A 13,311-nucleotide genomic window follows, 5' to 3' on the forward strand; every position below is an offset into this window, starting at 1 on the left:
ATAAACAGGCCCTAAATAGGCTGAATCCATGCGTTTGAAGTATACTTGGGCGTTGGCGTTGTTATTATCTGGCTGTCAATTGACTCAGTCAGATTCAACGTCTTCTACACCAGAAACCAATAAATCTGAGCAGACTGCAAAGCAAAATGCAGTAAAAGCTCAACCGGGCAATAAATCGTCACTAGCAAAAAAATCCGCTAACGACGCGCCTAAAGTTCTCTCCCCCCAAGAACAAGAAGATGTGTGGCAACGTATCGCCATGCAGCTGGACATGGATATCCCAAACCACAAGAAAGTGGACTACTACCGTACGTGGTATTTAAAGCACCCAAATCACCTTTACACGGTATCTAAGCGTGCGACTCCTTTTCTATACATGATCACAAAACGTATCGAAGAGCGCGGACTCCCAATGGAGCTTGCATTACTTCCTGTAGTGGAAAGTTCATTCGATGCCTTTGCCTACTCACATGGTAGCGCGGCTGGGTTGTGGCAATTTGTCCCAGGCACCGGAAAAATGATGGGACTAGAGCAAAACTACTGGTATGACGGTCGCAGAGATGTGGCAGCAGCAACGGATGCAGCGCTGGACTACCTAGTACAACTAAACGAGCGTTTTGATGGTAACTGGGAACATGCAATCGCCGCTTATAACAGCGGTGGAGGCCGAGTTTCTAGCGCAATTCGTAAGAATAAAAAGCTCGGTAAACCTATCGATTTCTTCTCATTAGACTTACCAAAAGAGACCAGCAGTTACGTTCCTAAGCTATTGGCCTTGGCTGACGTTATCGCAAACCAAGACAAGTACGGACTTAATATTCCTGCAATTCCAAACAAGCCTGTTCTAACGCTTGTTGATCCAGAAGAGCAGTTAGATCTGGCTATTGCCGCAGATTATGCCGGCATTAGCGTAAAAGAGTTGCAGAGTTACAACCCAGCATACAACCAGTGGTCGACAGCGCCTGAGGGGCCGCACCAACTTTTGATTCCCGTAGAGAAAAAAGAGACTTTTCTCACCAAGGTGGAGAAAAATCGCGGTAAAGGGATGAAGGTCGCTCGCTACAAGGTGAAATCTGGTGACTCTTTAAGCGTGCTAGCTAATAAATACGGCACAACCACGAAAGTCATTCGACGTGCCAACGGCCTATCGAATAACAACATTCGTATTGGTCAATACCTATTGATTCCGACATCAACAAAAGACGATGCAAAATATGCATTAACGGCACAAAACCGATTAAACAAGACTCAATCTCGTGCTCGTGGTCAACTCAAGCTCACCCATGTCGTTCAGTCTGGAGAAAGTTTGTGGTCAATCGCACGTAACAATAAAGTGTCGTATAAATCGTTAGCTAAATGGAATGGTATGGGCCCTAAAGATCCATTGCGTGTGGGTCAAAAGCTAGTGATTTGGAAGGACTCAGACAAAGGTTCTGTGATCCGTACCGTTTTCTACAACGTTCGCTCTGGCGACACCATTAGCGGCATTGCAAGCAAGTTCAAAGTAAAAACGAACGACATCGTGAAATGGAACTCGCTACACAAGAAAAAATACTTACAACCAGGTCAAAAGCTTAAGTTGTACGTTGACGTAACGAAGGTAAGTGTATGAACCCATCAAGCAATCCACTTGTGATGCTGTTGGACATTTTTCGTTCTCCAACATCTTGTTTTCTTGCGCTTTATCAACGCGGTGGATGGGGATGGCAACCGTTCATCTTCCTGATGCTTAGTCCGTTTTTATTCTGGGGTGCTTACTTTTCGAATGTCGATTTCACGTGGCTCAGTGACCAACTTGCTGCGCAATTTCAGCAAATCGACCCGAAGCAGATTGAGCTATTAGAACCAAACACGCTAATGGCAAGCGCGATCATCAATGATGTATTCAACCGCTTTGCCACCTTACTATTGCTCGCGCTTTGGTTCTTTCTTGCAACAAAGGCAAGCAAACAACAATACGGTTACTGGAAATGGTTTGCCGCATCGTGTGCTATCTTATTCCCAGCAGTATTGGGCGATGTAGCAAGCTACGCGAGCTTGCTACTCAAGCATGGTCAGGTAATGACTTACGCTGCCGATTTAAATAGCCTCAATGGTCTATTAAAGCTGCCTCTTACTAACGAATGGTCTCATTTCGCTAGCTCGTTACCTTTGCTTCTGCCTTGGTACATTGTGCTCGGCTACGGCGTTGTACTGACGTGGACGGAGTTTGAACGTGGCCAAGCTTTGGTGATAGCAAGCCTGCCATGGGTATTCTTCTACGTTATTTGGGCACTTTATATTGTGGTAACCTAAGCTAGTTATTTAACGTAAATGACAATAACAATGGGTTATGATCGGAAGCGTCGCTCTGCGGCGCTTTTGCGTACTTAAGCGTCAGACCTCGGTAAAACACATGGTCCAGTGGTAACCCTGTTATAAATTGGACTCGATGATCCGGCAAGAACGTCACCTCTTGTAAGTCCGCAGCCTTTAAGGCCTGCCTCATCGCATTAACGCGAGATTCACTCCAGCTATTGAAGTCTCCAGCAAATAGAATTGGCCCCACATGATGCTTTAAAAGCATTTCAAGCGCCGTTAACTGAGATACATACTCTTTTGTACCCACGGTGAAGTTAATTGCATGTACATTCACCACTGCGAGTTTCTCGCCATTACTCAAGTGATACTGGCTATATAATGCAGACTTAGGTAAGCGAAGCCACGGCTCTTTAGAGGTGTAAGCGCAGGCTTTTTCTGGTTGCCCTTGAGCAATACTAATTACACCGGCACCGCTACCCAGCGCCTTAAAAGCACTCACTTGATTACTAACCCAGCGACCATCCACCAACCACTGTTTAAATGATGGTGTCATGCTGGCTTCTTGCAATAACAGTAACTGCTTATCAGCAGAAAACTCATCGAGTGCACGTTGCCAATTAGCCCGGTTCTGTTTGTAGATATTCCAGACAAGCACATTGATTTTGCCGTCATGATCGAGAGCTTTTGAATCGCTAAATTCGATGCACCTGATATCTTGTGTCAGCTCGGTACCTGTTTGAGTAATAATTTGCGGCTGATCTGGTACGGTGAAAATAACCTGGAAGCCAACCAATACCGCCATTACGAGAAAAGCTAACGCCAGAAAAAAACGCTTAAACATACGACAAACCTGAATGTAGGCACCCGAAATCTAGAACAACAAATCTCGGGTTAAATGATTTCACTAATAAGCAAACAACAAAAAAGGAGCCACTTGGCTCCCTTTTAGCATAATAAATACGAAACAAGTGACAAGAAACCTTAGATCGCGTCTTCGTCTTCTTCACCAGTACGAATACGAACCACACGCTCAATATCAGTGACGAATATTTTACCATCACCAATCTTACCAGTTTGCGCGGTTTCAATGATTGTCTCTACGCATTTATCAGCCACATCTTCCGTTACAACGATTTCGAGCTTCACTTTAGGTAGAAAGTCCACCATGTACTCTGCACCACGGTAAAGCTCGGTGTGACCTTTTTGGCGACCAAAGCCTTTCACTTCAGAGACGGTCATCCCTGTAATGCCAACTTCAGCTAGCGCTTCTCGAACATCATCCAGTTTAAATGGCTTGATAATCGCTTCAATTTTTTTCATGTTCATCCCTTAAGCTTCAATCGATTGCGCTTATTATCGTTTAGCGTTTCGCAACATTCAATGTTTGTCTCTGATCCACCAGCGAAAATCCAGGCTGAGCAAATTAACATAGCGAATATCGTGAGTTGATAAAACCCAATGAGGACTGCTCAATGCCCAATCGTCCAAGCTTTTTCAGACTCGCGTTTACTTCAAACTTGCGTAGTAAGCCGCTAGGTTAGCGATATCTTCATCAGACAACAATGAAGCTTGAGCTTGCATCACAGCAGCAAGCCCACCTGTTCGCTCTTTATTTTTATAAGCTTTAATTGAACTGATAATATATTGCTCATTTTGCCCTTTCAGATTTGGGTAACCCGGAATGACAGCAATACCATCAGCGCCATGACACGCCGCGCATACTCCCGACTTTGCTTGACCTGCTGCAGCATCTCCCGCAGCTAGAGCCTGCCCACTGAACATGGTTAACGCCACCATTGCACCCATGATTGTTTTCTTCATTGCTTCACCTAATCAATTATTATTTAAGGATTTTTATATTTTATAATCGACATTGTGGCATGAATTTTCATTACCTGCGCCAAATAAGTTCACAATCTTGACCATTAAACGCCTGATCAACGAACAGATCTGCCACAGCAACGACTCGGTCTTGGTACATTAAAATCGGAATTTGACGACGCAGCCAGCTTGGCACATTGTATTCTTGGAATAACTTCTTCAGTTTTCGACTGTGATTACGCGTGGTTGGATGCGCTGATAAGCCTTCCGGATTGAAGGTCACGCGAAGCAATTCTGGCTGACTCGGTAGCGCAATCGTTGCGTTACTAGAACTCGTCGTTAAGGTCAGCTCCCCGAGTCCCTCAGGCAGCGACAAAGTCGCATCAACTTGAATCGTACTTTGCCACTTAGTGACATCAGCCGTTTCCGTTACCCAATAGAGACGATTTCGAAAACGGCGCACTTCACCTTGTTTAAGTTGTAGTTTGGGGTTGGCATCTTGCTGAGCTAATGCCACTTCATTCCAGATAAGATTGAGTTGTACCTGAGTCGGCATACTAGTATTAAGCTTAGACAGCCACATACGAATCAAGCGCGCACGCGCTAATCCACTGTGCTTAGCCAGTTCTTCAATACTCAAACTTAGATCCGTTTGTAAAGCGCGTTCAAACACCGCGCTCAATAGTTCATCCAATAGCGCTTCTTGTTGAGCACATAAGTTTGCACTGCGCTGAACCGCTTGATGGATACTCGGCCAACGACCAGACAATTCAGGAATAACACAATGACGAAGAAAGTTACGATCATAACGGGTATCTTGATTGCTTTCGTCTTCCACCCACTCCAAGCCTAATTTAGTAGCGGCGTCTTCGATGGTCTTCCGCTTGATAGTAAGCAATGGTCGAACTAGAGATCCGCAAGAAAACGGCATACTCTCCGCCATCGAAGATAACCCTTTTGGCCCGCTACCGCGCTTAAGAGCAAGGAGAAAAGTCTCTATTTGATCGTCGGCATGTTGACCAGTCAACAGTATATCGCCTTCTTGAATGTACTTAGTTAAGGCTTGGTAGCGAGCTTCACGAGCAAGAAGTTCAATACTTTCACCATTGCTGATGTCTAAGCTCACTCGCTCAATCGAGCAAGATATCCCCACTTGTTGTGCCCAAAGTAAGCATTTATCGGCCCAATTATCGGCATTCGAGCTTAAACCATGGTGCACATACACAGCGTGACACTCTATCGAATGCGCTTGTTGGTAGCGACTGAGTAATTCGAGTAAAAGACGTGAATCCACTCCTCCGCTAAACGCCAAGACAACCTTAGTGCCTAATTGATAGTAGCGGCCGAGAACTTGAGCAAAATGCAGGTAAAGCGATTCCATAAACGATCCGATAGATGCAAAAAAGGGCTGGACTCTCATCCAACCCTTTCTATTTTAACTGTTATCAATTGAGATATCAGCTAACGCTTAACAGCAATCACCGAAATTAACAGTAACCGTAGCTCATTAGGCGCTGGTAACGACGTTCACGTAGCGTCTCTTCATCCAGTTGTTCTAGATCTTCTAGCTGACGAAGTAGTGTCGCTTTCATATTCGCTGCCATTTGAACATGATCGCGATGAGCGCCGCCTAGTGGCTCTTCAATGATTTCGTCGATCAGTTCAAGCTCTTTAAGACGCGGAGCAGTTAGGCCCATTGCCTCTGCCGCTTGTGGCGCTTTGTCTGAATCACGCCATAAGATTGAAGCACAACCCTCAGGAGAAATTACTGAGTACGTAGAGTACTGAAGCATGTTCACGTAGTCGCCTACACCGATTGCTAGTGCACCACCAGAACCGCCTTCACCGACAACGTTACAGATTACTGGTACTTTAAGACCAGACATCACTTTTAGGTTTTTCGCGATAGCTTCAGATTGACCACGTTCTTCTGCGCCCACACCTGGGTATGCACCAGCCGTGTCAATAAATGTGATGATCGGCATGTTGAAACGCTCTGCCATTTCCATCAAGCGTAGAGCCTTACGGTAGCCTTCTGGTTTCGGCATACCAAAGTTACGTTTCACCTTTTCTTTGGTCTCACGACCTTTTTGGTGACCAATGATCATCACAGGGCGGCCTTCAAGGCGAGCCATGCCACCCACAATCGCTTTGTCGTCTGCAAACGCGCGGTCACCCGCTAATTCATCAAACTCCTCAAAAGCGTGTTGGATGTAATCCAGCGTGTAAGGACGTAGTGGGTGACGAGCCAGTTGAGCTGTTTCCCATGCACCTAGGTCACTGAAGGTTTTTTTCTTCAGCTCTAAGCTTTTCTTCTCAAGCTGTTCGATTTCTTTATCCAGGTCAATCGCAGAATCACCACCGTGACGAGAGACATCACGTAATGCTTCAATTTTCGCTTCTAGTTCTGCAATTGGCTTTTCAAATTCAAGAAAGTTTAGGCTCATCTATGAATCCTTGTTTACTCAGCGTCTAACATATTGCGCTGAATTTTTAGTTAAATTCGAGTTCTACCTGGCTTTTGCCAAGCAACTGTTTTAAATCGTCGAGTAATGTATCACTTGGCGTAACTCGCCACTCGGTGCCCAATGTTAACCGCGCTCTGGCGTCGGCACGCTGGTAGTATACATTGACGGGTACGGTTCCGGCTTTGTGCGGTTCTAAAATACGGCTGAACTGCTCAAAAAACTGATCGTTGATCTGATTTGCATCTATCGATACCGACAAACCACGAGCGTATTTCTCGCGCGCACTGCCGAGATCCATAACTTCACGCGCCGACATTTTAAGGCCACCGTTGAAGTCATCAAAGCTGACCTGTCCAGAAACGACCAAAATTCTGTCTTTTTCGAGAAGTTCAGCGTATCGATCCAGCGCATCTGAGAACAACATCACTTCCATGCGACCACTTCGGTCATCCAGTGTCATAATACCAATTCGTGTACCACGCTTGGTCGTCATTACACGAGCGGCAATAACCAGGCCGGCTACCGTGACAGATTGGTCGCGGCGAGTGGGCGTTGCGTCTTTTAGTCGACAACTGGTGTATTTGTTTAGTTCCTTTACGTAGGCGTTAATTGGGTGCCCTGTCAAATATAGGCCTAGGGTATCACGCTCGCCCTCTAACCACACTTTTTCTGGCCAAGGCGGAACCTGCGTATACTTATGCTCTACTTCTTCAGGCGCATCCGTTAGCACACCAAACATATCCGTTTGACCAAACGCTTCAGCTTGGTGATGTTGACTTGCTGCTTTTACCGCATCATTGAGTGACGCCATCATCGCCGCGCGGTGTGGGCCTAGTCGATCCAACGCACCCGCGTAAATCAGCTTCTCTATCACTCGTTTATTGACGCGTTTTAGATCAACTCGAGCACAGAAATCAAACAGGTCTTTAAAGTGACCACCTTTATTTCTCGCCTCAAGAATCGCATCGATAGGACCTTCACCTACCCCTTTTATCGCACCAATACCGTAAACAATTGCGCCATTTTCATCAACATTAAAGCGATATAGGCCAGAGTTGATGTCTGGTGGCAGCACGGTGAGCTTCATACGGAAACACTCATCGACCAAGCCAACGACTTTTTCCGTGTTATCCATATCGGCTGTCATTACCGCAGCCATAAATTCGGCAGGATAATGTGTTTTCAGCCAAAGAGTTTGATAAGAAACCAATGCATAAGCAGCAGAGTGCGATTTGTTAAAACCATAACCGGCGAACTTCTCTACCAAGTCGAAGATTTTCATCGCCAACTCGCCATCGATACCGTTCTTTATCGCACCTTCTTCAAAGATAGCACGTTGTTTTGCCATCTCTTCTGGCTTTTTCTTACCCATTGCACGACGAAGCATGTCCGCACCACCTAGCGTGTAACCTGCTAAGATCTGCGCAATCTGCATTACCTGCTCTTGATACAGGATGATGCCGTAGGTTGGATCAAGCGTCTCTTTTAGCGACTCGTGTTGCCACTTTTCATCTGGATAAGAGATCGCTTCTCGACCATGTTTACGGTCGATAAAGTTATCTACCATGCCCGATTGCAAAGGACCCGGACGGAAGAGTGCTACCAATGCGATGATGTCTTCGAAACAGTCTGGCTGAAGTCGTTTGATCAGCTCTTTCATGCCTCGAGATTCAAGCTGGAATACTGCTGTCGTTTCAGAGTTTTGCAACAAACGGAAAGAGGCAGGGTCTTCTAACGGTATGGATTCAATTTGAACCGGTTCTTTACCTTCTCGCTCTAGACGTGGGTTAATCAGCCCTAACGCCCAGTCAATAATGGTTAAGGTACGTAAACCCAAGAAGTCAAACTTAACTAGGCCAGCGGTCTCAACATCGTTTTTATCAAATTGAGTAACCGGGAAGTGACCTTCAGCGTCTGCATAAATTGGCGCAAAATCGGTAATTGTTGTAGGTGAAATTACAACACCACCAGCGTGTTTACCGGCGTTTCGCGTACAGCCTTCCAAAATATGACACATGTCGATGAGTTCTTTAACTTCCTCATCGGCCTCATACAATTCAGGTAGTGCAGGTTCAGCTTTAAACGCTTTATCTAGCGTCATGCCTGGATCGGGCGGGATCAGCTTTGAAATACGATCAACAAAACCAAATGGGTGGCCCAATACGCGGCCAACGTCACGGATTACCGCTTTTGCCGCCATGGTACCAAACGTGATGATCTGAGATACCGCGTCGCGACCGTACATTTCCGCAACGTGGTCAATAACCTGGTCACGTTTATCCATACAGAAATCGACGTCGAAATCGGGCATCGAAACACGTTCTGGGTTCAAGAAACGTTCGAACAGCAAGTCATATTCTAGTGGATCCAGATCGGTGATTTTTAGTGCGTAAGCCACCAAAGAACCAGCACCGGAACCACGTCCAGGACCGACAGGAATTCCATTATCTTTTGACCACTGGATGAACTCCATTACGATCAAGAAGTAACCAGGAAATCCCATTTGGTTGATAACATCTAGCTCTATCTGAAGACGTTCATCATATTCAGGGCGGCGACGTTTTCTCTCTTCCTCATCTGGAAATAGGAACTCTAAACGCTCTTCCAACCCCTCTCGGGATTTCATGACTAGGAACTCAGTCTCTTTCATCCCTTCGGTTGGGAAAGCTGGTAGGAAGTACTCACCTAAGCGCACAGTCACGTTACAACGCTTCGCTATCTCGACACTGTTTTCTAACGCTTCAGGAATATCAGCAAACAGCTCACACATTTCTTCTTCTGTACGAAGATATTGCTGCGGACTGTAGTTTTTTGGCCTACGCGGATCTTCTAATGTGTAACCATCGTGAATCGCTACGCGTATTTCATGAGCATCAAATAGGTCTGGACTCAGGAATACAACTTCATTGGTCGCCACTACTGGCAAGTCTTGCTGCTCTGCCAATTCAACCGCAAAGTGAAGATAAGTTTCTTCATCTGGACGACCGGTACGAAGTAGCTCAAGATAAAAGCGATCTGGAAAATGCTGTTTATAAAAATCAACACACCCCTGCACTATTTGACGGTTGCCTTTCAAAAGGCCGCGACCAATTTCCCCGCTTTTACCGCCGGATAATACAATCAAGCCTTCAGACATTTCAGCCAACCAGGCTTTATCAATCACAGGGTGGTGTTGAACATGTCCACGTAAGTACGCTTTTGATATCAATAACGTCAGGTTCTTATAACCCACATTATCCGCCGCAAGCAAAGTCACTTGAGTCAGCTCTTCACCAAACTCGTCCGACTGCATTTTAAAGTCAGCACCGATGATCGGTTTAACACCACTGCCATGCGCCGTACCGTAAAACTTCACCAAACCACATAGGTTGGTAAAGTCGGTCAACGCCATTGCGGGCATACCGAGCTCAGCAACTTTCTTTACGATTGGCGGAACTTTGTTGAGGCCATCCACCATCGAGAAGTCACTATGAACACGCAGGTGGATGAATTTGGGATCTGACATTAACAGGTACCGTGTAACTCTATTTTGTTGGGGATTCTAACCTAAAGAGGTTGGGTTTATAACACCAATTAGATCGTTTGATTATTCTATGCCTAACGCTTTTTTTACTGGCTTGAAACTCTTGCGGTGTTCACTGATCACTCCGTGTTGCTCAATCGCTTCAAAGTGCGCTTTAGTTGGGTAACCTTTGTGCTTCGCGAAGCCAAATTGTGGATGAAGTTTATCCAACTCTTCCATCTCTTGGTCACGCACGACTTTGGCAATAATTGAAGCCGCACTGATTTCGGCAACACGTAGATCGCCTTTTACTACAGCTTGAGCATCCATTGGCAGCTCCGGACAACGGTTACCATCAATCAACACCAAATCAGGTTGAACCTGTAACCCCGCCACTGCACGCTGCATCGCAACCATAGTCGCCTGCAAAATATTCAGTTGATCGATTTCTTCAGGAGAACAACGCCCGACCGCCCACGCCAATGCTTTTTCTTTGATTTCAGGAAGCAACGCAATGCGTTTCTTTTCGGTCAATTTTTTCGAATCGTTCAACCCTTCAATAGGATTGTTAGGATCAAGGATAACCGCAGCGGTGACGACGTCTCCCACCAAAGGGCCACGTCCGACCTCGTCGACTCCGGCCACAAGCTGATAACCTTGCGGATATTCAAACGGAGGGAGTTCAACTTTGGTTTTGGTCGCTTTTGGTTTAACAGCCATGATAAATCTCTATTTCTCAATCAGTTTTAGAACTGCGTTTGCGGCTTGTTGGTCCGCATCTTTACGAATCCAATGATGCATTTCCGTAAATTTATCTAACATCGGTTTATTGTCGCTTTCCAATAAGCGAGAAACCTCAGTAAACAAATTGTCCGGTGTGCACTCATCTTGTAGATATTCTTTGACGAGCTCATCATCCGCCAAGATATTCGGCAATGACACATACTTCGTTTTCAATAGACGTTTAGCTAAGAAAGCAGTAAATGCATTCACACGATAACCCACCACCATTGGACGCTTGAGAAGCATACACTCCAACGCTACGGTACCGGAGGCCAACATCACAGCATCGGATGCGGTGATGACGTTGCGTGCGGTGTCATCAACTAACTTGAAGTCCAACTCTGGCGCGAGCGCTTTCCAGGCTTGTTCAAACTGCTCACGGCGTTTTTGATTAACAAGCGCGACAACAAACCCCAGTTCTGGAAATTTTTTATGGAGTAACTTGCAGGTTTCAATAAATGGCTCTGAGAGCATTTTTAACTCGCTACCACGACTGCCTGGCAGGACAGCAAGCCACTTTTTATCTTGTTCTAAACCAAGCAACTCACGTGCAGGCGCTTGTTCTGATTCTAGTGGGATGGCATCAGCCAAGGTATGACCAATGAACTCGCAAGGTACATTAAATTTGTCGTAGAACGCTTTCTCAAACGGAAGAAATGCTAGCACCAAGTTCGTTGCCGCTTCTATTTTAAAGATGCGCTTCTGACGCCAAGCCCAAACAGACGGACTCACGTAATGAACGGTTTTAATGCCCGCTTGCTTGAGGTCAAGCTCCAAGCGTAAGTTGAAGTCAGGAGCATCGATCCCTATGAAAACATCAGGCGGATTCTGAGTAAAATACTGAACGAGCTCAGCTTTCACTTTAAGAAGTCTCGGTAAGCGGCCTAAAACCTCGACTAATCCCATCACCGCAAGCTCTTCCATATCAAACAGAGACTCGCAACCTTGGGCTATCATTTTCGGACCGCCAATGCCTACGAACTCTGCGTCTGGATATTGCTGCTTTACTGCTTTGATAAAGCCTTCACCTAGCGTATCGCCAGACAATTCTCCGGCAATGATGCCAATACGTAATGGTCTTTCCATATCTACTTCGCTATTTTTCCTGTGCGCTATGGATAACGGTTTGCCTTATCCATAAAACACAAAAAGATCGTAACCTCAAATTCGGTCACGATCTTTTTATTTATTGGTTCATTCGCCAATTAACGAATAATGCCACGTTCCGTCGTTTCCAGAATATCTGAGAAACGCTTCACTGCTGGCCACTCTTGAGCCATTTCAGCTAGAATAGGCTTCACTTCTTCTAGCGTCTTACCTGAACGGTAGATTTCTTTATACGCTTTTTGTAGCGCACGAATCTCTGGTTTCTCAAAGCCATTACGCTTCAAGCCAACAAGGTTCAAGCCGAATGGAGTAGCGTGGTTACCTTGCGCGAGTACATAAGCTGGGACATCTTGCACCACAGCTGAACAGCCGCCAATGTATGCGTAAGCGCCCACTGTACAAAACGGATGAATCGCAGACAGTGCCATCACACCGGCATAGTCATCAACAGTAACGTGACCACCAAGAATCGAGTTATTACCGATATGAGTGTGGTTACCAATAACAACATCATGCGCAACGTGTGCATTCACACACAATAAGTTGTCATCACCAATGATCGTGGTTGCTTTGTCTTGCACTGTGCCGCGGTGAACTTGGACCGCTTCACGAATGACGTTACGGTCACCGATAACCACAGTTGTGTCTTCACCACCGTATTTTTTGTCTTGGTTTTCTTCACCAATGACAGCATGTGGGAAAATACGGTTATCTTTGCCAATAGTTGTGTGACCTTTGATCACAACGTGAGACATCACTTCTGTGCCTTCACCAATTTCAACCGTAGAGGTGATGTACGTAAAAGGACCTACTGTTACGTTAGCACCAATTTTGGCGCCCTCTTCTACCACCGCTGCCGGGTGGATTTTAGCGGTTTCATGAATCATATTAAAACTCTCGACGAGCACACTTCAGTTCTGCAGAACATACCACTTCACCGTCAACTTTTGCTACACCGCTAAATGCAGCAATGCCGCGACGTTCTTTCAGAAATTCTACCTCAATAACCAATTGGTCGCCCGGAACCACTGGTTTACGGAATTTCGCGCCGTCTACGCTTGCAAAGTAGTACAATTCATTTTCTGTTGGTGCACCAAATGATTTAAATGCAAGTAAGCCTGTTGCCTGAGCCATTGCTTCTAAAATCAAAACACCTGGGAATACTGGTAGTTGAGGAAAGTGACCTGTGAACTGAGGTTCGTTAACCGACACGTTTTTAATCGCGTGAAGGTACTTCTCTTCTTGGAAGTCTATCACTCGGTCGATCAATAAGAATGGGTAGCGATGAGGTAGTAGCTCTTGAATTTCAGAGATGTTCATCGTTTTCTT

At 45.7% G+C, this 13,311-nt stretch carries 12 protein-coding genes; 2 read left to right on the forward strand and 10 right to left on the reverse strand.

Annotation, left to right across the window (positions count from 1 at the left end; genetic code table 11):
• The first annotated feature begins 28 nt into the window (after positions 1-28).
• Together R8N28_RS20630 and R8N28_RS20635 are read left to right on the forward strand one after the other, a co-directional pair.
• Entirely contained in the window at positions 29-1,612 is a 1,584-nt protein-coding gene (locus tag R8N28_RS20630; protein WP_017820746.1) for a LysM peptidoglycan-binding domain-containing protein, read from the forward strand.
• Complete coding sequence (locus R8N28_RS20635) at positions 1,609-2,295, forward strand: YIP1 family protein (protein ID WP_005380375.1); 687 nt, start codon at positions 1,609-1,611, stop codon at positions 2,293-2,295. Before R8N28_RS20630 ends, R8N28_RS20635 begins: the two co-directional genes overlap by 4 nt.
• A 1-nt stretch (position 2,296) precedes the next feature.
• Here the strand turns inward: R8N28_RS20635 and R8N28_RS20640 are convergent, their stop codons facing one another.
• The 10 genes from R8N28_RS20640 to fabZ form a co-directional block, all read right to left on the reverse strand.
• Entirely contained in the window at positions 2,297-3,142 is an 846-nt protein-coding gene (locus R8N28_RS20640; RefSeq protein ID WP_025768251.1) for an endonuclease/exonuclease/phosphatase family protein, read from the reverse strand.
• A gap of 140 nt (positions 3,143-3,282) precedes the next feature.
• Positions 3,283-3,621, reverse strand: a complete 339-nt coding sequence (glnB, locus tag R8N28_RS20645) for a nitrogen regulatory protein P-II (RefSeq protein ID WP_005380372.1) — start codon at positions 3,619-3,621, stop codon at positions 3,283-3,285.
• 186 nt (positions 3,622-3,807) lie between these two features.
• On the reverse strand, positions 3,808-4,122 hold the full coding sequence (locus R8N28_RS20650; protein ID WP_017636043.1) for a c-type cytochrome: 315 nt from the start codon (positions 4,120-4,122) through the stop codon (positions 3,808-3,810).
• Positions 4,123-4,192: 70 nt separating this feature from the next.
• Positions 4,193-5,503, reverse strand: coding sequence for a tRNA lysidine(34) synthetase TilS (tilS, locus tag R8N28_RS20655; RefSeq protein WP_017636042.1), 1,311 nt, complete (start codon positions 5,501-5,503; stop codon positions 4,193-4,195).
• A gap of 106 nt (positions 5,504-5,609) precedes the next feature.
• Positions 5,610-6,569, reverse strand: a complete 960-nt coding sequence (gene accA, locus R8N28_RS20660; RefSeq protein WP_005380365.1) for an acetyl-CoA carboxylase carboxyl transferase subunit alpha — start codon at positions 6,567-6,569, stop codon at positions 5,610-5,612.
• A 46-nt stretch (positions 6,570-6,615) separates the two neighbouring features.
• Positions 6,616-10,095, reverse strand: coding sequence for a DNA polymerase III subunit alpha (gene dnaE / locus R8N28_RS20665; RefSeq protein WP_005385364.1), 3,480 nt, complete (start codon positions 10,093-10,095; stop codon positions 6,616-6,618).
• A gap of 81 nt (positions 10,096-10,176) precedes the next feature.
• Positions 10,177-10,812, reverse strand: coding sequence for a ribonuclease HII (rnhB, locus tag R8N28_RS20670; RefSeq protein ID WP_065274757.1), 636 nt, complete (start codon positions 10,810-10,812; stop codon positions 10,177-10,179).
• A 9-nt stretch (positions 10,813-10,821) separates the two neighbouring features.
• Positions 10,822-11,961 (reverse strand): lipid-A-disaccharide synthase, encoded by a 1,140-nt coding sequence (gene lpxB, locus R8N28_RS20675; protein ID WP_065274758.1) that lies wholly within the window; start codon positions 11,959-11,961, stop codon positions 10,822-10,824.
• Positions 11,962-12,080: 119 nt separating this feature from the next.
• Positions 12,081-12,869, reverse strand: a complete 789-nt coding sequence (gene lpxA, locus R8N28_RS20680) for an acyl-ACP--UDP-N-acetylglucosamine O-acyltransferase (RefSeq protein WP_005380357.1) — start codon at positions 12,867-12,869, stop codon at positions 12,081-12,083.
• Position 12,870: 1 nt separating this feature from the next.
• Positions 12,871-13,302: a 3-hydroxyacyl-ACP dehydratase FabZ gene (gene fabZ, locus R8N28_RS20685; protein WP_005385360.1), complete on the reverse strand. Its 432-nt coding sequence runs from the start codon at positions 13,300-13,302 to the stop codon at positions 12,871-12,873.
• Between the last annotated feature and the right edge of the window lie 9 nt (positions 13,303-13,311).

This window comes from Vibrio sp. Vb1554, assembly GCF_033344235.1.